22 protein-coding genes are annotated in these 19,703 nt (G+C 71.8%); 4 read left to right on the top strand and 18 right to left on the bottom strand.

What is annotated here, in order from left to right; genetic code table 11:
- Positions 1-20 precede the first annotated feature (20 nt).
- Positions 21-1,496, top strand: a complete 1,476-nt coding sequence (locus VF557_19950) for a hypothetical protein (protein ID HEX8082492.1) — start codon at positions 21-23, stop codon at positions 1,494-1,496.
- Entirely contained in the window at positions 1,493-2,914 is a 1,422-nt protein-coding gene (locus VF557_19945; protein ID HEX8082491.1) for a DUF1116 domain-containing protein, read from the top strand. Before VF557_19950 ends, VF557_19945 begins: the two co-directional genes overlap by 4 nt.
- Here VF557_19945 and VF557_19940 read toward each other — a convergent pair.
- The 16 genes from VF557_19940 to VF557_19865 form a co-directional block, all read right to left on the bottom strand.
- Positions 2,893-3,561: a nucleotidyltransferase family protein gene (locus VF557_19940; protein HEX8082490.1), complete on the bottom strand. Its 669-nt coding sequence runs from the start codon at positions 3,559-3,561 to the stop codon at positions 2,893-2,895. The genes VF557_19945 and VF557_19940 overlap by 22 nt on opposite strands.
- A gap of 5 nt (positions 3,562-3,566) precedes the next feature.
- Entirely contained in the window at positions 3,567-4,049 is a 483-nt protein-coding gene (gene ribH / locus VF557_19935) for a 6,7-dimethyl-8-ribityllumazine synthase (protein ID HEX8082489.1), read from the bottom strand.
- A gap of 55 nt (positions 4,050-4,104) precedes the next feature.
- Complete coding sequence (locus VF557_19930) at positions 4,105-5,358, bottom strand: bifunctional 3,4-dihydroxy-2-butanone-4-phosphate synthase/GTP cyclohydrolase II (GenBank protein HEX8082488.1); 1,254 nt, start codon at positions 5,356-5,358, stop codon at positions 4,105-4,107.
- A 1-nt stretch (position 5,359) separates the two neighbouring features.
- A complete protein-coding gene (locus VF557_19925; protein HEX8082487.1) occupies positions 5,360-6,046 on the bottom strand; it encodes a riboflavin synthase in 687 nt (228 codons plus the stop codon).
- Between the two features lie 2 nt (positions 6,047-6,048).
- On the bottom strand, positions 6,049-7,128 hold the full coding sequence (ribD, locus tag VF557_19920) for a bifunctional diaminohydroxyphosphoribosylaminopyrimidine deaminase/5-amino-6-(5-phosphoribosylamino)uracil reductase RibD (protein ID HEX8082486.1): 1,080 nt from the start codon (positions 7,126-7,128) through the stop codon (positions 6,049-6,051).
- On the bottom strand, positions 7,125-7,829 hold the full coding sequence (gene rpe, locus VF557_19915) for a ribulose-phosphate 3-epimerase (protein ID HEX8082485.1): 705 nt from the start codon (positions 7,827-7,829) through the stop codon (positions 7,125-7,127). Before rpe ends, ribD begins: the two co-directional genes overlap by 4 nt.
- Positions 7,830-7,925: 96 nt before the next feature.
- Complete coding sequence (locus tag VF557_19910; GenBank protein ID HEX8082484.1) at positions 7,926-9,476, bottom strand: transcription antitermination factor NusB; 1,551 nt, start codon at positions 9,474-9,476, stop codon at positions 7,926-7,928.
- Positions 9,469-10,419, bottom strand: coding sequence for a methionyl-tRNA formyltransferase (fmt, locus tag VF557_19905; GenBank protein ID HEX8082483.1), 951 nt, complete (start codon positions 10,417-10,419; stop codon positions 9,469-9,471). The genes VF557_19910 and fmt overlap by 8 nt, the downstream gene beginning before the upstream one ends.
- Complete coding sequence (gene def / locus VF557_19900; GenBank protein ID HEX8082482.1) at positions 10,416-10,979, bottom strand: peptide deformylase; 564 nt, start codon at positions 10,977-10,979, stop codon at positions 10,416-10,418. The genes fmt and def overlap by 4 nt, the downstream gene beginning before the upstream one ends.
- An 89-nt stretch (positions 10,980-11,068) precedes the next feature.
- Positions 11,069-12,715 (bottom strand): cation acetate symporter, encoded by a 1,647-nt coding sequence (locus VF557_19895; GenBank protein HEX8082481.1) that lies wholly within the window; start codon positions 12,713-12,715, stop codon positions 11,069-11,071.
- Positions 12,712-13,086, bottom strand: coding sequence for a DUF485 domain-containing protein (locus VF557_19890; GenBank protein ID HEX8082480.1), 375 nt, complete (start codon positions 13,084-13,086; stop codon positions 12,712-12,714). The genes VF557_19895 and VF557_19890 overlap by 4 nt, the downstream gene beginning before the upstream one ends.
- A gap of 127 nt (positions 13,087-13,213) precedes the next feature.
- Positions 13,214-13,897, bottom strand: coding sequence for a hypothetical protein (locus tag VF557_19885; protein HEX8082479.1), 684 nt, complete (start codon positions 13,895-13,897; stop codon positions 13,214-13,216).
- Between the two features lie 48 nt (positions 13,898-13,945).
- Positions 13,946-14,995 (bottom strand): hypothetical protein, encoded by a 1,050-nt coding sequence (locus VF557_19880; protein HEX8082478.1) that lies wholly within the window; start codon positions 14,993-14,995, stop codon positions 13,946-13,948.
- On the bottom strand, positions 14,992-16,017 hold the full coding sequence (locus VF557_19875) for an ABC transporter ATP-binding protein (GenBank protein HEX8082477.1): 1,026 nt from the start codon (positions 16,015-16,017) through the stop codon (positions 14,992-14,994). The genes VF557_19880 and VF557_19875 overlap by 4 nt, the downstream gene beginning before the upstream one ends.
- A gap of 104 nt (positions 16,018-16,121) precedes the next feature.
- Entirely contained in the window at positions 16,122-16,364 is a 243-nt protein-coding gene (locus VF557_19870) for a hypothetical protein (protein HEX8082476.1), read from the bottom strand.
- Positions 16,365-16,482: 118 nt separating this feature from the next.
- Complete coding sequence (locus tag VF557_19865; GenBank protein HEX8082475.1) at positions 16,483-17,046, bottom strand: GNAT family protein; 564 nt, start codon at positions 17,044-17,046, stop codon at positions 16,483-16,485.
- Between the two features lie 247 nt (positions 17,047-17,293).
- Between VF557_19865 and VF557_19860 the strand changes: the two genes are divergently transcribed.
- Positions 17,294-17,755: a hypothetical protein gene (locus VF557_19860; protein ID HEX8082474.1), complete on the top strand. Its 462-nt coding sequence runs from the start codon at positions 17,294-17,296 to the stop codon at positions 17,753-17,755.
- 77 nt (positions 17,756-17,832) lie between these two features.
- Here the strand turns inward: VF557_19860 and pip are convergent, their stop codons facing one another.
- Both pip and VF557_19850 read right to left on the bottom strand, forming a co-directional pair.
- Entirely contained in the window at positions 17,833-18,792 is a 960-nt protein-coding gene (gene pip / locus VF557_19855; protein HEX8082473.1) for a prolyl aminopeptidase, read from the bottom strand.
- Positions 18,793-18,820: 28 nt separating this feature from the next.
- The gene (locus VF557_19850) at positions 18,821-19,234 is read right to left on the bottom strand and encodes a DUF1801 domain-containing protein (GenBank protein ID HEX8082472.1); all 414 of its coding nucleotides are present in this window, start codon (positions 19,232-19,234) and stop codon (positions 18,821-18,823) included.
- 78 nt (positions 19,235-19,312) lie between these two features.
- Here VF557_19850 and VF557_19845 point away from each other — a divergent pair, with 78 nt between their 5' ends.
- Entirely contained in the window at positions 19,313-19,699 is a 387-nt protein-coding gene (locus tag VF557_19845) for an MmcQ/YjbR family DNA-binding protein (GenBank protein HEX8082471.1), read from the top strand.
- The last annotated feature ends 4 nt before the right edge of the window (positions 19,700-19,703 follow it).

The raw sequence follows: 19,703 nt of genomic DNA, 5'->3' as shown, positions 1-19,703 counted from the left end.
ACACCGGCTGGAGGCCACGGATGAGCTCGGAACAGGTGCTGCTGCGCCAAGGCCTGTACGCCGACTCGGTGACCCTGCTGCAGGTCAGCCGCCAGGTCGGCCAGGCCGACGGGGTGCAGGCCGCGCTGGTCGGCATGGCCACCGAGCTCAACCTGGACCTGCTGGCCGGAATGGGCTTCCAGCCGCCCGGCGCCGAGTCACCCAACGAGCTGTTCATCGCCGTCCGGGCCGCGGACCAGCAGTCCGCCCAGGCAGCCGCCGAGCTGGCCGAGCAGCTGCTCAGCGCACCGCGCCGGCCTACCGGCACCGGCGCGGCCGAGCAGCCACCGCGCACCATCGGCTCGGCCGCGGCCTCGACCGGCGCCGGGCTAGCGCTCATCTCGGTGCCGGGTCAGCACGCCTTCACCGAGGCCATGGACGCCCTGGACGCCGGCTGTGACGTGCTGGTGTTCTCCGACAACGTCAGCGTCGCCGACGAGATCCGGCTCAAGGACGCCGCGGCCGAGCGCGGGCTGCTGGTGATGGGGCCCGACTGCGGCACCGCGGTGGTCGGCGGCCTGGGCCTGGGCTTCTCGCACACCCTGGACCGCGGTCCCGTCGGGCTGGTCGCGGCCTCGGGCACCGGAGCGCAGCAGGTGCTGTGCCTGCTGGACGCCGCCGGCGTCGGGATCAGCGCCGCGCTCGGGGTCGGCGGGCGCGACCTGTCCGAGGAGGTCGCCGGGCGCTCCACGCTGGCCGCGCTGCGGATGCTGGACGCCGACCCGGGCACCGAGCTGATCCTGGTGGTGTCCAAGCCGCCCGCGGCGCCGGTCGTCGAGCGGGTGCGGCAGGCCGCCGCCAGCCTGGCCACCCCGGTCCGGTTCGCGCTGCTGGGACCCGGCCAGCCCGACCTGACCCAGGCGACCGAGGCCGTCCTGACCGAGCTGGCAGCGCCGGCGCCGGCTTGGCCGTCCTGGGTGGCCGAAGCCGGCGGCAGTGCAGCCGGACCCCGGACCGGCGCGCTGCGCGGGCTGTTCTGCGGCGGCACCCTGTGCGACGAGGCGATGCTGATCGCCAGCGCCGAGCTGGGTGAGGTGCGCTCGAACATCGCGCTGCGCCCGGACTGGGCGCTGGATGCCGGCCTGCGCTGGCCCGGCCACCTGATGATCGATTTCGGCGACGACGCGCTCACCCAGGGCCGGGCGCATCCGATGATCGACCCGTCGCTGCGCAACCGGCACCTGGCCGAGCTGCTCGCCGACCCGGACACTGCCGTGGTGCTGCTGGACATGCTGCTCGGGCACGGCAGTCACGCCGATCCGGTGGCCGAGCTGCTGCCGATGCTGGCCGGTGCGACCGCGCCGGTGGTGGTGAGCCTGATCGGAGCCCGCCGCGACCCCCAGCAGCTGGAGGCATCGGCGCGACGGCTGCACCAGGCCGGCGCCTCGGTGTTCACCTCGAACGCCGCCGCCACCCGGCACGCCCTCAGCCTGCTCACCCCTGGAGGCCGATCATGAGCGCCGACGCCCACCGGTTCACCGGCCCCGCGCCGCGGCTCGTCACCGCCGGGGTCAGCCTGTTCGCCGAGTCGGTGGCGGCCCAGGGCGCCGAGGTCGGCGAGGTCGACTGGCGCCCGCCGATGCCGGGCACCGCGGCTGACCTGGCGCGGGTGATGGCCGACCCGCGCCGCCGGCCGGCCAACGCCGAGGCGCTGAGCCGGATCTTCGGCGCCGGGGCGCACCTGGTGGACGTGCTGCCCGCCGGCGCCACGCTGGGCCTGGCGGACCGGGACTTTCTGCACGCCGGGCCGCCGATCGACTGGTCCCGCGCGTCGGGCCCGCTGCGCGGGGCGCTGATGGGCGCCGCCGCCCTGGAAGGAGTGGTCGAGCGCCCGGAGGACGCCGAGCGGCTGTTCGCCACCGGCGCCGGCTACTCCCTGGACCCGTGCCACCATCACGCGGCGGTCGGCCCGATGGCCGGGGTGGTGTCGGCGTCGATGTGGGTGTTCGTGGTCGAGGACCCGGCCACCGGCCGGCGGGCGTACTGCACCCTCAACGAGGGCCTGGGCAAGGTGCTTCGCTACGGCGCCTACTCCGAGGAGGTGCTGACCAGGCTGCGCTGGATGTCGCGGGTGCTCGGGCCGCTGCTGCAGACCGCGGTCCGCCGGCACGGCCCCGTCGACCTCAAGGCGATCCTGGCCCAGATGCTGCAGATGGGCGACGAGGCCCACAACCGCAACCGGGCCGGCACCCTGATGCTGCTGCGCGAGCTGCTGCCGGAGTTGATCGACTCCGGGGCGCCGTCGGCCGACGTCGCCGAGGCGGTCCGGTTCATGGCCGGCAACGACCACTTCTTCCTCAACCTCGCGATGCCGGCCTGCAAGGTGACGCTGGACGCCGCCCGCGACATCCCGGGCTCGACCGTGGTGGTGGCGATGGCGCGCAACGGCACCGACTTCGGCATCCAGGTGGCCGGCACGGGTGACCAGTGGTTCACCGGGCCGGCCCAGCTGGCGGACGGGTTGTTCCTGGGCAGCTTCGGCCCGGACGATGCCAATCCCGACATCGGCGACTCGGCGATCACCGAGACCGCCGGCCTCGGCGGGTTCTCGATGGCGGCCGCTCCGGCGATCGTCCGGTTCGTCGGCGGCGAGGTGGCCGACGCGCTGGCGGCCTCGCGCCGGATGTATGAGATCACCGTCGGCGAGCACCCCATGTACTCGATCCCGGTGCTGGACTTCCGGGGCTCGCCGACCGGGATCGACGTCACCAAGGTGGTGCGCACCGAGATCCTGCCGCAGATCAACACCGGCATGGCCGGCCGGCTGGCCGGGGTCGGCCAGGTGGGCGCCGGCCTGGTCACCCCGCCGGCCGAGATCTTTCCCAAGGCGCTGGCTCGCCTGGCGCAGCTGGCTCAGCCGGCCGAACCAGGCTGATCCGGCGGCTGGGACGCTCGTGCCGCTTCGGCCGCCTGTGCCGCTTCAGCCGCCTGTGCCGCTTCAGCCGCCAGCGCCCGGCTCAGGTCCTCGGCGGTGTCGATGTCGCTGATCCGATCGGGGTAATCGAGAAAGCTGGTGTCCGCCAGCCGCCGGGCGAAGAAGTCCCGACCGCCCTGGTCGCCCACCGCGGCGGCCGCGAACTCGAGGTACCACCTGCGGCTGATGAGAACCGGGTGCGAGCGCTGACCGGCCCGGCGCACCGCGACGATGGCCGCACCTGCCCGGTGCCGCTCGATCACCGCCGCCACCTCCGCCGGGCGCACCCCCACCAGGTCGGCCAGCAGCACCACGCAGGCCGCAGAGCGCGGGTCGGCAGCCACCTCGGCCAGCGCGCACCGCAGCGACGAGCCCATCCCCCGGTCCGGAGCAGGGTTGACGACCGTCCTCGCGCCGGCGGCGCCGGCCTGCTCCGGACGCAGCACCGCCAGCACCTCGGCGCAGCCGCCGGCCCGCAACGTGGCGACCGCCCGGTCGACCAGCCGTTGCCCGCCCAGCTCGACATCGGCCTTCGGACGGCCCAGCCGGCGCCCGGCCCCGGCGGCTAGCACGATGCCGGTGACCGCTGGCAGTGACCCGGCCGTCATGGGCCTCAGCGGCGCGGGTAGTCGGCCAGCGCGACCGCCGTGGCCAGCGCGGCCTGGGCGGCCTCGTAGCCCTTGTCCTCCTTGGACCCCGGCAGCCCGGCCCGGTCCAGGGCCTGCCCGTCGTCGTCGCAAGTGAGCAGCCCGAAGCCGATCGGGACGCCGGTGCTGACCGAGACCTGGGTCAACCCGTCAGTGGCCGCGCCGCAGACGTACTCGAAGTGCGGCGTGCCGCCCCTGATCACCACCCCGAGCGCGACCATGGCGTCCACGCCCGAGCCGGCGACCCGGCTGGCCGCCACCGGCAGCTCATAGGCGCCGGCCACCCGGATGACCGTGACATCGCTGACCCCGGAGTCGGCCAGCGCCCGCTCGGCGCCGGCCAGCAACCCGTCCATCACCGTGGTGTGCCAGCGGGCGGCGAGCACCACCACCTTGAGCCCGCTCGCACCGGCCACCGCGCCCGGCGCCGGCGCTCCGTGGCCGCTCACGCCGCCGCCCCGCCGTCCGCCGCGCCTGGCTGCCCGCCCGGCTGGTTCGCAGCGCTCATCGCTGCCTCTTGAGCTCGGTGACAATCGTGTCGATCGCGCTGTCCCCCAGGTCCAGGTCGTGGCCCATCCGGTCCTTCTTGGTCTGCAGGTAGCGCAGGTTCTCCGGGTTGGCGTGGATGGGCAGCCGTACCGTGCCGAGCACCGACAACCCGTAGCCCTCCAGGCCCGCGCGCTTGTCCGGGTTGTTGGTGAGCAACCGCATGGTCCGCACCCCCAGGTCGACCAGGATCTGCGCGCCGGTGCCGTAGTCGCGGGCGTCGGCGGGCAGACCCAGGTCCAGGTTGGCGTCCAGGGTGTCGCGGCCGGCGTCCTGCAGCTGGTAGGCCTGCAGCTTGTGGAACAGCCCGATCCCGCGCCCTTCGTGGCCGCGCATGTAGAGCACCACTCCCCTGCCCTCACGAGCCACCGCGGCCAGCGAGGCGTCCAGCTGCGGTCCGCAGTCACAGCGCAGCGAGCCGAAGATGTCGCCGGTCAGGCATTCGGAGTGCACCCGCACCAGCAGGTCCTCGCCGTCGCCGATCTCACCGAACACGAACGCGACGTGCTCGCGATCGTCGTAGGAGGCGGCGTATCCGTGCGTGGTGAACTCGCCGTAGCGCAACGGCACCCGGGCGCTGGCCTTGCGCTCGACCAGCTTCTCGAACCGGCGCCGGTAGGCGATCAGGTCGGCGATCGAGATCATCACCAGGCCGTGCTTGTCGGCGAACTCGCGCAGCTCCGAGGACTGCGCCATGCCGGACGGGTTGTTCTCGCTGACGATCTCGCACAGCACCCCGACCGGCCGCAGACCGGCCAGGGTGGCCAGGTCGACCGCTGCTTCGGTGTGGCCCGAGCGGCGCAGCACGCCGCCCTCCTTGGCCCGCAACGGCACGATGTGCCCGGGCCGGGTGAAGTCGACCGGCAGGGCGGCGGGGTCGGCCAGCAGCTTGATCGTGCGGCAGCGGTCGGTGGCCGAGATACCGGTGCTGACTCCCTCGCGAGCGTCCACGGTGACGGTGTAGGCGGTGCCACGCTTGTCCTGGTTGGTACGCACCATCGGCGGCAGGTCGAGCCGGTCGGCGTCGGCGTCGGTGATCGGCACGCAGATGTAACCCGACGTGTAGCGCACCATGAAGGCGACCAGTTCCGGGGTGGCGAGCTCGGCGGCGAAGATCAGATCGCCTTCGTTCTCGCGGTCCTCGTCATCGACCACGACCACCGGCCGGCCGGCGGCGATCTCAGCGATCGCCTTGTGGATCGGATCCAGCATGTCAGGTGCCGCCGTTCGTCGTCGTGGGTCTCCCATAGGTGAGTAAGCGTTCGGTGTATTTGGCTAATACGTCTACTTCTATGTTGGCACGATCACCCATGCCGCGGTCGGTGAGCGCGGTCGCACGCAGGGTCTCCGGGATGAGGCCGACCTCGAACCAGTCGGTACCGTCGGCCGCCACGCCCACCGCGGCGACCGTCAGCGACACCCCGTCGACCGCGATCGAGCCCTTCTCGGCGACGTAGCGGCCCAGTCCGTCCGGGATCGAGAAGCGGAAGGTCTCCCACCCCTCGCCGGGAGTGCGGGCCAGCACCACGGCGGTGCCATCGACGTGGCCCTGCACGATGTGGCCGTCCAGCCGGCTGTCCAGCCGGGCGGCGCGTTCCAGGTTCACCCGCTGGCCGCTGGTCAGGTCACCGATCACGCTGCGCTGCAGGGTCTCGGCCATCACGTCGAAGTCCAGTTCGAGGATCGAAGGGCCGGCCGGGTCGGTGCGCTCGCCGGAGGCCTGGTCGGGACCGGCCGGGCGCTGGCCGATCACGGTCAGGCAGACCCCGTTGACGGCGATCGAGGCGCCGTGCGTGATGTCCTGTCCGACCGTCGCGGCCCGGATCCGCAGCACGGCAGAACTGCTCGCCGACCTGAGCTGGACGACCTCGCCGACTTCTTCGATGATGCCGGTGAACATCGCTATTCCTTTCGCGGCGCTGGCTCGACCGCATTCGAGGAGACCGGGCGTCCGGTGATTCTGAGGTCATCTCCCAGGCGTTGCACGTCTTGGATCTCCAGCGCGACTGCCTGCGACATGGTCTTTATCCCTGCATCCTGCAGGACGGCGGGCCCCGCGCCCAGCAGTTTCGGGGCGATATAGGCCACCACCTGATCGACCAGCCGGGCTTCGGCAAAGGCGCCGGCCAGGGTCGGGCCGCCCTCCAGCAGGACGTGGCGGACCCCCCGGTCGAACAGCGCCTTCAGCGCGAACCGCGGCACCGCCGTGTCGAGCACCAGCGTCTCGGCCGCCCCGTCGAAGATGCGCGCGTCAGGCGGCACCCGGCGCCGGCGGTCCATCACCACCCGCAGCGGCTGCCGTTCTGCCGGCTCGTCGCTGGCCAGCCCGCGGACGCCGCGGACGGTGAGCTGCGGGTCGTCCATCAGCACGGTCCCGCTGCCCACCACGATCGCGTCGACCACGTCGCGCAGCGCGTGCGCGTCGGCCCGCGACAGCGCGTTGCTCACCCAGCGTGAGCTGCCGTCCGCGGCGGCGCTGCGGCCGTCCAGGGTGCCGGCGAACTTCCAGGTCACGAACGGCCGGGCCTGGGTCACCGCGTGCCGCCAGGGGCCCAGCGCGCCGCGCAGCACCTCGGCCTCCTCAACGCCGGCCAGCACCTGCAGCCCGGCGTCGCGCAGCCGCTGCGCGCCACCGGCGGCCACCGGGTTGGGATCGTCGACGGCATAGACGACCCGGATGATGCCGGCCGCGATCACCGCCTCGGTGCAGGGCCCGGTGCGGCCCAGGTGATTGCACGGCTCGAGCGTGACCACCAGGGTGCCGCCGACGGCCCGGCTGCCGGCCGCCCGCAGCGCCATCACCTCGGCATGCTCCTTGCCGGCCGGCTGGGTGGCGCCCTCGCCGACGATCCGGCCGCCCGGGTCGAGCACCACCGCGCCGACCGCCGGGTTCGGGCTGGTCCTGCCCGCCACCCGGGCGGCGAGGTCATTGGCCAGCCGGATCGCGGTGATCTCGGCGTCGCTGGGCAGCGTCGGGGTCATAACCGGCCGGCCGCGTGGGCGCAGCGCGCCATGCCGGCCCTGGCCTGCTCGCGCAGCAACTCGACGGCGCGGCCCGGATCAGCCGCCTCGTACACCGCCGATCCCGCGACGAAGACATCCACGCCCGCCTCGGCGGCCTGGGTGATGGTGTCGGCGCTGATGCCGCCGTCGATCTCGATGAACAACCGCAGGTGCCCGGCGTTGACGTGCTCGCGGGCGGTCCGGACCTTGCTCAGCACCTCGGGCATGAAGCTCTGGCCGCCGAAGCCCGGCTCGACCGACATCACCAGCAGGGTGTCGAACTCCTTCAGCACCTCCAGGTACGGCTCGATCGGCGTGCCCGGCTTGATCGACAGGCCCGCCAGCGCGCCGGCCGAGCGGATCGCCCGGGCGGTGCCGATCACGTCCCGGGCCGCCTCGGCGTGAAAGGTCACATTGGCGGCGCCGGCCTCGGCGTAGCCGGGGGCCCACCGGTCCGGGTTCTCGATCATCAGGTGGCAGTCCAGCGGCAGGTCGGTGGCCCGGCGCAAGCTCTTGACCACCGGCAGGCCCAGCGTCAGGTTCGGCACGAAGTGGTTGTCCATCACGTCCACGTGCAGCCAGTCCGCCTGTGACACCGCCTCGGCAGCGGCGCCCAGGTTGGCGAAGTCTGCCGAGAGGATGCTCGGGGCGATCATGGGTTCCGGGGCTGAGGCGGGCACGTTCCTGAGTCTAGGTGGCGCCCCCGACGCCGAACTGCCCCAGGCTTGCGCACCTGCAGCGGCCTCAGCCGCTGCGGGTGCAGGGCCAGGGCGTCCTCAGCGGGTGCGGCGCAGCGCGGCGAAGAACATCGCGTCGGTGCCGTGCCGGTGCGGCCACAACTGCACCATGGCCGAGCCGTCCGTGCCGGGCACCTGCGCGAACGCCGGCCGGGCGTCGACCAGCTCGACGTCGCTGTTGTCGGCCAGCAGCCGCTCGATCTGATGCCGGGTCTCGGCCAGGTGCGGTGAGCAGGTCGCGTAGCCGACCAGCCCGCCGGGCCGGACCAGTCGCAGCGCGGTGGCCAGCAGGTCGGCCTGCAGCGACCGCAGCTCCGGCAGGTCGGCCGGGCTACGCCGCCAGCGCGCCTCGGGCCGCCGGCGCAGCGCGCCCAGGCCGGTGCACGGGGCATCCAGCAGCACCCGGTCATAGCCGCGGTCATCGGGCTCCCGCTTGCGTGAATCGCCCACCAGGATCTCGACGTCCCAGCCTTCGGTGGCCCGGGCGATCAGCTCGGCCCGGTGCGGGTGCAGCTCCTGGGCGGTGAGCTTGGCGCCGCGGTCGGCCGCCAGCGCCGCCAGCAGCGCCGCCTTGCCGCCCGGCCCGGCGCACAGGTCCAGCCAACGCTCGTCGGGGCCGGTCAGCGGCAGCTCGGTCAGCGCCACGGCGCACAACTGGCTGCCCTCGTCCTGCACGCCGGCCCGGTGCTGCTGGATGGCGGCCAGCGCGCCCGGCTCGCCGCCGGAGCTGAGCCGCACGGCGTAGGGCGAGTACGGCCCAGGCTCGCCACCGGACTCGACGACCAGCTCAGCCCGCTCGATCCGGCCCGGCCAGCCGACCAGGTGGGTCTCGGGACGCTCGTCATCGGCCGCCAGCGCCTCGGTCAGTTCGGACTCGTCCGCGCCGAGGGCCTCGGCGAAGGCAGCCACGATCCAGCCCGGATGGCTGTAGCGCAGCGCCAGCCGGCCCAGCGGCGAGGCGCCCTCGGCGATCTCGTCGCACCAGCTGTCGAAATCGCGCGCGCTGACCTTGCGCAACACCGCGTTGACGAACCCGGCCGCCCGGACGTTGCCAGTGGCCCGGGCCAGATCGACGGTGGTCGCCACCGCGGCGTGGGTCGGGATCCGGGTGCGCAGCAACTGGTAGGCGCCCAGGCGCAACAGGTTCAGCACCGCGATCTCGATGTCGGCGAGGTCGCGGCTGGCGCACCGGCGCAGCACCTCGTCCAGGGTGCCGGTGGCCCGGAGCGTGCCGTAGCCCAGTTCGGTGGCAAGTGCGGCGTCCCGGCCCGTCAACCCGGCCTCGCTCAGCTGCCTGGGCAGCACCAGGTTGGCGTAGGCGTCCTGCTCGCTGACCGCCTGCAGCACCGCGAAGGCAGCCGCGCGGGGTGCGTCAGCCGCGTCCGGGACCGCGCGCAGTGGCTGGGGATCCACCGGCCGGGCGCCGGTGAGTCTGATTCCCTGCGAGCGACCACTGCGTGCCCGGGCCGGGTCTGACCGGTTGCTCCGCCGGCCCGACTGTGAGGACCGGGCCGGGTCTGACCGGCTGCCCTGGCGCCGCTCGCGAGGGTTGGGGTCGTTGGGATTGCGGCCAGTGGGCTTCTCAGCCAAGTCGAACACCTGATTCCAGCCGCAGCCCGCGCGCCCAGTCAGCGGCCGGCATCGGGTTCTTGCCGGCCGGCTGCACCGTGCCGAGCCGGAGCGGGCCGGTGGCGGTGCCCACCAGCACCGCGTTCTTGCTGATGGACAGTTCCCCGGCGGTCAGCGACGAGTTCCCGACGGCCAGCGACAAGTCCCCAGCAGCCGGCGCGGCCGGGCCCAGCTTGAGCCTGCCGTCCCCAAAGGTGGTCCAGGCGCCGGGCTCGGGGGTGCAGGCCCGGATCCGGCGGTCCACCGCAAGGGCGGGTTGGCCGAAGTCGATCCGGGCATCGGCCACGCTCAGCTTCGGCGCGTAGGACACCCCGTCGCCGGATTGTGGTTGGGGTCGCAGCGAGCCGTCGGCGATGCCGTCCAGGGTGGCCACCAGCAGCGGGGCGCCGGCCTCGGCCAGCCTGGCCAGCAGCTCACCGCTGGTGTCGTGCGGCCGGACCCGTTCGGTGAGCACCCCGAACACCGGCCCGTCGTCCAGGCCGGGCCCGATCAGGAACGTGGTGGCCCCGGTGGTGTCATCGCCGTGCAGGACGGCGTGCTGCACCGGGGCCGCGCCCCGCCAGGCCGGCAGCAGCGAGAAGTGCAGGTTGACCCAGCCGTGCCGCGGCATGCTCAGCGCCGGCTCGCGCAGCAACGCGCCGTAGGCCACCACCGGCGCGCAGTCGACGTCGAGTTCGGCCAGTCGCCGCACGAAGTCCTCCTCGGTCGGCTTGTCGGGGCTGAGCACCTCGACCCCGGCCTGGCGCGCCAGCTCGGCGACCGGCGAGGGAGTCAGCCGGCGGCCCCGGCCGGCGCGGGCCTGCGGCCGGGTCAGCACCGCGACCACCTCGTGCGCCGGGTGCGCCAGCAACGCGCGCAAGGACGGCACCGCCACCTCAGGCGTTCCCGCGAACAGCAACCTCACCGAGGCTGGCCGAACACGCCGGTAGGGCCACCGTGCGGGCTGAGCTTGACCACCGGCGGCGCGAGGCCCGCCCATTCGGCGTTGCGGATCTCGGCCAGTGCCGCCCGGCGGGTCTGCGGGTCGAGCCGGTCGACGAACAGCACCCCGTCGAGGTGGTCGGTCTCGTGCTGGATGCAGCGCGAGAGCCGGTCGGTGCCGACCACGGTGATCGGGTCGCCGTAGCAGTTCTGGCCGTGCGCGACGACATGCTCGGCCCGCCGGCAGTCGAAGAACAGGCCCGGGATCGACAGGCAGCCCTCCGGCCCGTCCTGGGTCTCATCAGAGGGAAAGTGCAGCACCGGATTGATCAGGTGGCCCTGCTCCTCCTCCGAGACCCGGTAGGTGAACACCCGCAGCCCCACCCCGATCTGGGGGGCGGCCAGCCCGGCGCCCGGGGCGTCGATCATGGTCTCGGTCAGGTCGGCGACCAGCCTGCGCAGCTCCTTGTCGAACACCGTCACCGGGTCGGCCGGAGTGCGCAGCACTGGGTCGCCGAAAAGGCGGATCGGCTGAACGGTCACCTGTCCATTCTAGGGATGGAAGAAAGTCGGCCAGCTCACGCCGCGGTGCCGGCGCCGCGCACCGGCGCCGACACCGCGGCCATACCGCCTCAGTGCGCGGCGGTCGCCTTTTCCGCGCCCGCGCCGGTGAGCGAGCGGACCTCCATCTCGGCCGCCTTCTCCGGCGTCGAGCTCCCACGGCTGGTGAGCGTCCCGATGACCGCGAGCAGGAACGACAGCGGGATGGTGACGATGCCCGGGTTGTCGAGCCCGAACCAGGAGAAGTCGACCGACGGGTCGGTGAACATCGACGGGCTCTTGCCGGTGACCGGGTCGGCAGGCTTGCCCGACACGACCGGCGAGAAAATGATCAACACCAGGCACGAGATCAGGCCGCCGTAGATGCTGAACAGCGCGCCGCGGGTGTTGAACCGCCGCCAGAACAGCGAGAACACGATCGTCGGCAGGTTGGCACTGGCCGCGATGGCGAAGGCGAGCGCCACCAGGAACGCGATGTTCTGGCCGTTGGCCAGAATGCCGCCGATGATCGCGACGACGCCGATCACGACAACCGTCACCCGCGCGACTCGGACCTCGCCATCGGGGGTGACCTCCCCGCGCTTGATGACGTTGTTGTAGACGTCGTGCGCGAACGACGCGCTGGCGGTGATCGTCAGGCCGGCCACCACGGCGAGGATGGTCGCGAACGCGACGGCGGCGATGACGCCGAGCAGCACCGTCCCGCCGAGCTCGAAGGCCAGCAGCGGTGCCGCCGAGTTGGCCCTGCCAGGCGCGGCCGCGATCGTCTGCGGGCCGACGAGGGCGCCGGCGCCGAAGCCGAGGATGAGCGTGAACAGGTAGAAGAGGCCGATCAACCAGATCGCCCATACGACCGAACGGCGGGCCTCCTTGGCCGAGGGCACCGTGTAGAAGCGCATCAGGACGTGCGGCAGGCCCGCCGTTCCCAGCACCAGCGCGAGGCCGAGCGAGAGGAAGTCCAGCTTGGTCAGGCCGCTCTTTCCGTACTGCGCGCCGGGGTCGAGCAGCTTCGAGCCCGTCGGGCCGGCCCTGTCGACGGCTGCGCCGAGCAGGCTGGACACGTTGAAGCTGAACCTGCTGAGCACCCATACGACCATGATCGCGGCGCCGACGATGAGCAGCCCGGCCTTGATGATCTGCACCCAGGTCGTGCCGCGCATGCCGCCGACGAGGACGTAGGCGATCATGAGGACGCCGACGATCGCGATGACGACGCCCTGGCCGGCCTTGGTCTCGATGCCGAGCAGCAGCGCGACGAGCCCACCGGCGCCGGCCATCTGCGCCAGCAGGTAGAAGAACGTGACGATGAGTGTCGACAGGCCGGCCGCCGCCCGCACCGGCCGCTGCGCGAGCCGGAAGGACAGGACGTCGGCCATCGTGAACCGGCCGGTGTTGCGCAGCAGCTCGGCGACGAGCAGCAGCGCGACGAGCCAGGCGACCAGGAAGCCGATCGAGTAGAGGAACCCGTCGTAGCCGTAGAGCGCGATGGCCCCGGCGATGCCGAGGAAGCTCGCCGCGGACAGGTAGTCACCGGCCAGCGCGACGCCGTTCTGTGGGCCGGTGAAATTGCGCCCCCCTGCGTAGAACTCGTTCGCACCGGCCTTGCGGCGCGAGACCCGCAGCACGATGACGAGCGTGACGACGACGAAGGCGGCGAAGATCGCCATGTTGACGGCCGGCGAGCCGAGGTCCTCGGCGGCCAGCAGCGCGGGGCTCACCGGGCGTCCTCGGTCAGGTGGACGCGGCGGGCGAGCTCGGCGGCGGCCGGATCGAACCGGCGGTCGGCCCACCGGGCGTACACGGTCGTGATGACGAAGGTCGACACGAACTGCAGCAGGCCGATGACCAGGCCGAGGTGGATGTTGCCGACCACCTTGGTGCTCATGAAGTCGGTGGCGTAGACCGAGAGCAGGACGTAGAGCAAGTACCACGTGAGGAACAGTGCGGACATCGGGAAGACGAAGCGGCGGAAGGTCCGGCGCAGCTCCGCGAACTCGGGCGAGTCGGCGACCTCACGGTAACTGCCGACCGGGTGGCCGACTTCACTGGTCGGGGGTATGGAATCGGGGTGGCGCTCGGACGTCGACATCGGTCTCCTTCAGGATCCGTGTGTGAGCCAGGTCATAGAAATCACCATAGCGCCGGGAAGAAGCTGTCGATGTGGGCCTGTCCCTGCCCGGGCGGCAGGAGCAGCTGCGAGGTGACGTCGGGCAGCGTCACCCTTGCGCGGTGATGGTGATCTCGGTCTGGCGCACCAGGGTGCCCAGGACGGCGCGTTGCTCCGGGGCCAGGTTCAGCAACGCGCTGAATTCGGCACTGGACATCCGCAGCCCGGCGCTCTGGCCGCCGTCCGGCGCGCGAACCACCTCCGGCGCGACGGCACCCGAAGCCGGCTGTCCAGCGCTGGGCGAGCCGAACCGCTGTTCGAGCAGCGTCTCGATCTCGGCGGCGGTGCGGGGGTCATCGGCGCCCCAGCCCGAGATGATCGCCACCACGTCGCGAGGCACGCGCAGGAAGGCCGCCAGCTGCGACAGCAGCAGTTCGACGTCGGGCAGCGGCCGGCGCTCCTCGACCTTGGTCAGCCGGTAGCCGGCGTCGAGCTCCTCGTGCGCGGCCAGCACGAACTCGGTCCGCGACATCCGCATCAGCAGCTCGATGACGGTGTCGACGTCACCGTGCCGCAGCGCGACCCACACCGCGGCAGGCAGCAGGTCTGCCTCGGCGACGCCCTCGACGGCGGTCGCCGCGAAGGCCTCCTCCAGCAACTCGCCGCCGGCCCGGGCCTCCCGTCCCTTGGCGAACAGGGCCAGCACCGCGACCGGTGACCGGGCAGCCGTCAGCGCCGCGTCGTACTCACGCAGCCGCTCCCGCCGCAGTTCGTCCTTCGTCGCCTGAGCCATGCGCTCAGTCTGCCCGCCGCGTCCGGTGATCCGGCGCAGGAAGCGGCCTCAGCTGAGGTCGCGCCGGGCGAACACCGCCAGCGACACCAGCGTGACGACGCCGGCGAACACCAGCAGCATCACGCCGCCGTGGACGTTGGAGATGTGGATCTCCTTGGCCATCACATACCCCTCCACCGGGTTGAACACCTGCTTGCCGTACACGGTGATGCCCGAGCTCACGATCCAGGCCGCGATGTTGGTCGTGAACAGGTAGGGCTGCAGGTCCGGGTTCAGCGCCCGGATCACGTTCTCGACCACGGCGAAGTAGACGAACGCCACTCCCAGCGCCGCCGCCGAGTTGCGCATCAGGCTGGCCAGGCTGAAGCCGATCAGCGCGGTGATGAGCACCAGCAGGGCTGCCCGGATCTGGGCATTGACCACGTGCGACCAGAAGTGCTCGGCCTGCGGCCCCAGTGACGACACCGGCAGGCCGCGGTAATGCAGCAGCACCTTGGCAGTGCCGAACCACACCAGCTGGGCCAGCATCGCGAGGACCAGCACCGACGAGAGCACGGCCAGCAGCTTGGCAGCCATCACCCGCAGCCGTCGGGGCTCCCAGAACAGCCAGGCGATCAGGTTCTTGCTCGACCACTCGGCGCCGATGAACGTCGCCGCCAGCAGAAAGGCCAGCATGGCGGTCGCCACGCCCACCGCCATCGCGAAGTCCTCCACCCCGCTGGGCGGGAACGGCTGGGTGCTCAGGAACTGATCGATCGGAAACTGTTCCGGGGTCGGCGGCGAACCGCAGTTCAGCGCCTCCTGCTCGTTGGCCGCACTCTTCCTGCACTGCTCGGTCTCGGCGGTGAACTGGACGATCAGCTGATCGCGTTGCGCGGTCGCCTGGGCGATATCGGCGGGGGTGGTCCGGCTATGGGTGTTCCAGAGCAGGGCCACCGCGATCAGGTAACCGATCAGGCTGAGGCCCAGCGCGACCCGGGTGAACCGGCGGGCGGCCAGCCTGCGGAACTCGGCCCGCACCAGCCGCCCGAAGGCCGGCGCCGAGGTGCGCGGACCGGTCTGCGACACCGGGGCGGCCGTGTCCGGCCGGGTCGTCATGACCGTCCCCCTGGCATCGGCTGGATCCCCGCGCCGGGTTGAGCGCCGTTCGCGGGCAAGGCGCCGTTCGCGGGCAGGGCGCCGTTCGCGGGCAGGGCAGCTGCGCTCGCTGGGTCGGACTCGGCCGTCAGGTCCAGGAAGACGCTTTCCAGGTCGGCGGCGATCGGGCTGAGCTCCTGCAGGTAATGCCCGGCGTCGCTGAGCGCCTTGGTCACCGCGGCCGGGTCGGCGACCCCGCTGACCCGCCAGGCGTCTGCCAGCGAGCTGACCGAGAAGCCGGCTTGCTCCAGGACGGCGCGGCCGCCGGCCGGGTCAGCGAGCCGGACCCGGACGTCGCCGGTGGTCCTGGAGGCGAGCAGGTCGGCGACCGAACCGGTGCTGATGACCTGGCCGCGCGACATGATCGCCACCCGGTCGCACACCTGCTGCACCTCGCTGAGCTGGTGCGATGACAGCAGCACCGTCACGCCGCTGGCGCCGAGCTGGACGATGAGCTGGCGGACCTCGCGGATCCCGGCAGCGTCCAGGCCGTTGCCGGGCTCGTCCAGGATCAGCAGTTCGGGGTTCTTCAACAGCGCGGCCGCGATACCCAGCCGCTGCTTCATGCCGAGGGAGTAGCCCTTGACCCGGTCGCCGGCCCGCGAGGTCAACCCGACGAAGTCCAGCAGCTCGTCCACCCGCCTCGGGTCGATGGCGCTGGCGTCGGCGAGCAGGCTGAGGTTGCGCCGGCCGGTGAACTGCGGAAAGAACAGCGGCGTCTCCACCAGCGCGCCGATCCGTCCGATCACCTGCGGCAGCTGGGCCGGCACCGGATGGCCGAGCACCCGCATGCTGCCCGAATCGGCCCGCACCAGGCCCATCAGCAAGCGGATCGTGGTGGTCTTGCCCGAGCCGTTGGGGCCGAGAAACCCGAACACCCCGCCGGCCTCGACGTCGAGGTTCAGGCCTCGGACGGCATGCTCGGCGGGCTTGCGCCAGCGACGGTAGGTCTTGTGCGCGTCGCGGATCTCGACGACCGGCATAGTCACCCCCTTGTTCGGGGGGTGACTATGCCGGATTCAGCCGGTGACGGTGGGACCTTGACCAGGATCACCCGCCACCCGGCCCTGCCGGAAGCTCAGCCGACTCAGGTCAGCGCGGGCCCGGACTCCTCGCTGCCGCTCAGTTCCTTGAGGAAGTCGTGGCAGCGCTTGGCCCGCGCGGAGTCCTGCTCCATGACCTCGCGGAAGAAGTCCGCGATGTCTTCCCGGCCCGCGTTGGATGCGTCCCGGACGTACTGGCCGTAGTCGTGGCCGGCTTTCAGCGAGTGGTACTGGACCGAGATCAGGTCGTAGGAGACATCGTCGAATCCGGTTTCACCGGTGGCCATGCGAACACCTCACACTTACTTGGTTCGCGATGCAGAACGCCGTCGTTCGCGTCGTGCAACGCGCGATTGTGACGGTTTGCTCTGTCCAGCACAGCATCTTCGGTGTCGGCAGCGGCTGTCAAGACGCCGGTCGCGGATCGGTGCTCAGCACCGACATCACCATCTCGTCGTGCCAGTGCCCGTCCCCGCGCAACGCGTGGCGCAGCCGGCCCTCGAGCTGGAATCCGCACTTCTCATAGACCCGGCGGGCCCGCGGGTTGAAGTCGAAGACGCCCAGGCTGACCCGGTGCAGGCCGGCGACGTCGAGGGCGTAGTCGAGGACCAGCCTGGTCACCTCGGTGCCGTAGCCCCTGCCGAACACCTGCGGGCCGGCCAGCAGGATCCGGTAGTTGGCCGAGGCGTTGTCGGGGTCGTAGTCGTTGAGCACCGCCTCGCCGAGAAAGGCGCCATCCGAGCGGCGCAGCACCGCCCAGTCGGCGCGGTCGTGCTGCTGGGACCGGCTGGACAGCCACTGCTCCGCTCCGGCCGGGTCCACCGGCAGGTGACTGCCGGTCAACCGCCGGACCTCCGGATCGGCCAGTGCTGTCAGGTAGTCCGGCAGCACCGTCTCGGTCAGCTGCTCCAGCCGGACCAGCTCGCCGGTGAGCACCGGCTGGTCGCGAAACAGGTCGGGGCGAGTCACGGGCACCATCCTCCCTGGTAGCCATCCTCCTGGCGGCGCAGCCACCCGGCGAGTCCGCGTGCGGCCGCTCTGACGCTCACGGCGCTCACGGCGCTCACGGCGCTCACGGCAGCTTGATAACGGTGCCGACGTGAGCAACGCCGCCATCTTGGGCATTGCAGCCACGACGGGTACTGTCGCGTCCACAGTCGATCTTCGGCGGTTCAGTCGCGCTCGGCTTCATCTGTCTAGTTCCACGGGGGACCTCATGCGCACTTTTCTGTCGAGCGCCGTCGCCGCCTGCGCGGCCCTGCTGTTGCTGGCGCCCACCGCCGCGAACGCCGAGCCGGCGTCCCGCCTCAAGATCGCGCCCAAGACCAGCGCGTTCTACCTGTACGACGGAAGCCCCACCGGCACCGGCCCGCTGTTCGACGCAGTGAGTGTGCAGGTCCAACTGCGCGACTGCCCCGCCGGCAACTACGTGCTCTGGATGGACCTCGTCCAGGACGGCGTCACCTATCCGGTGGCCTCGACCGCCCTGGGCGTCGGTGAGTTCAGCTGCACCGCCACCGGCACCGCCCCGCAGTTGAGCATGGGCTTCTACGGCAACGGCCTGCACCCGGGCACCGCCCAGGTCATCGCCACCGTCTACCGGCAGGAAGACGGCATGCCGGTGCTGGTGGAGAGCAGCCGCACGGTGCGCATCCCGGCCGGGACCAACCAGCCCTGAGGCCCTGACTTCGCTGGGGTCGCCGCAGCTGAGCTGATCGCCAGCTGAGTGAACCGCCGCAGCTGAGCGGTTGCCGCTTAGACGGCGTCGGCGAACCGGTCGGCGGCGCTGAGCAGCAGTTCGGTGGTGCGCTCGTTGCCCCGGTGACCGGCCTCGGCGACCACGTGCAGTTCGGCGTCGGGCCAGCTGCGTGCCAGCAGCCACGGCACGTCGAGCGGCCCGCCGAGGTCGAGCCGGCCGTGGATCAGCACGCCGGGGATGCCGGCCAGCCGGTGCGCGTCGCGCAGGATCTGCCCCTCGTCGAGCCATGCGCCGTGTGAGAAGTAGTGGCTGACGATGCGGGCGAACTGCAGCCGGAAGTCCGGGTCGGTGAAGCGCTCGCTGGGCCGCCAGCCCGGTTCGAGAGAGAGCGCGGCATCCTCCCAGTCACACCAGTCCTGGGCCGCCTGACGCATGACATCGGGATCTGAGCTCTGGTTGAGCAACCGGTGGTAGGCCGCGACCAGGTCGCCGTCGCGGTCGGCCTCGGCAACGCCTGCCCGGAAGCGGAACCATTGCTCGGGCAGGAACCGGCCGGTCTCGTGGTAGAGCCAGTGCACGTCGCTGCGCCGGGTCATGGTCACCGCCTCCAGCACCAGCGCGCGGACCCGCCGCGGGTAGGCCTGGGCGTAGACCAGGGCCAGGGTGACGCCCCAGGAGCCGCCCCACAGCACCCACCGGTCGATGCCCAAGTACTCGCGCAGCAACTCGATGTCGGCGATCAGGTGCGGCGTGGTGTTGGTCGAGAGGTCAGTGGCGGGGTCACTGGCCGGTGGGGTGCTGTGCCCGCAGTTGCGCTGATCGAGCTGGATGATCCGGTAGCGCGCGGGATCCCAGTGGCGGCGCGCGCCGGGATTGCTGCCCGCGCCCGGCCCGCCGTGCAGCAGCAGGATCGGAGTGCCAGCCGGGTTTCCGCTGGCCTCCCAGTACATCCGGTGCCCGTCGCCGACGTCGAGCATCCCGCTCTGGTAGGGCTCGATGGCTGGGTGGCGTTGCATGTGGCTTTCTCCTCCGCTCGAGCCTGCTTCAGCTCGGGCCGGCTTCGGCTTGGGCCTGCTTGAGCTTTCGCCAGCCGCCGGCGCGGTTGTTGGCGATGATCTGGGAGAACATCGCGGTCAGCGCCGTAGCGTTGATCGGCTCTCCCGGTCGGACCGCCACGGTGCGGGCGGTCTTGTTGTCATGGCCCGCGGTGATGATGTGCTCGGGGTCGGCGACCATCGCGCCGTCGTAGAGAAAGACGTTGACGTGGTTCTTGGTCGCCAGCAGCGCGCAGATGTTGCCCTGCAGGACGAAGTACGGCTGGACGCGCCGCTTGACCGTCTCGGTCACCTCCGGGTCGGCGGCGTGCACCAGGTCGCGCACCTCGTGGCAGATCTCCTGCTGCCAGTCGGCCAGGCCGTCGATGTAGGCGTCCACCCGCGGGTCCTTGGCGTAGGTCATTGTCCGGGCTCCTCAGCTGCGATCACCGCATCCTCGCACCTTGCCCCGGTTGTCGGCCCTACGGCCTACGGTGGAGCCATGGTCACGCTCGAGGATGCTGCCCGGCTGGCGATGGAACTGCCCGAGGTGACCGAGGGCGAGCGGTTCGGCAACCGCACCTGGTACGTCAACGGCAAGGCATTCGCCTGGGAACGGCCGTTCAGCAAGGCCGACCTCAAGCGGTTCGGTGACGCCACCCCGCCGGACGGCCCGATCATGGCGGTGAAGGTCGCGGACTTGAGCGAGAAGGAGGCCGTCCTCGCGGCCAACCCGGCCGGCTTCTTCACGATCTCCCATTTCAACGGCTACCCCGCCGTGCTCATCCAGCTCGACAGGGCCGAGGAGTCAGCGCTGCGCGAGGCGATCATCGACGGCTGGTTGGCCTGCGCGCCGCGGACACTGGCCCAGCGCTACCTCGCGCGGTAGCCGG

The sequence above is a fragment of the Jatrophihabitans sp. genome, from assembly GCA_036389035.1.
In the GTDB taxonomy this organism is placed as follows: domain Bacteria; phylum Actinomycetota; class Actinomycetes; order Mycobacteriales; family Jatrophihabitantaceae; genus Jatrophihabitans_A.
Note: the sequence above shows the minus strand (reverse complement) of the source record. Positions and strands in the feature narration are given on the sequence as shown.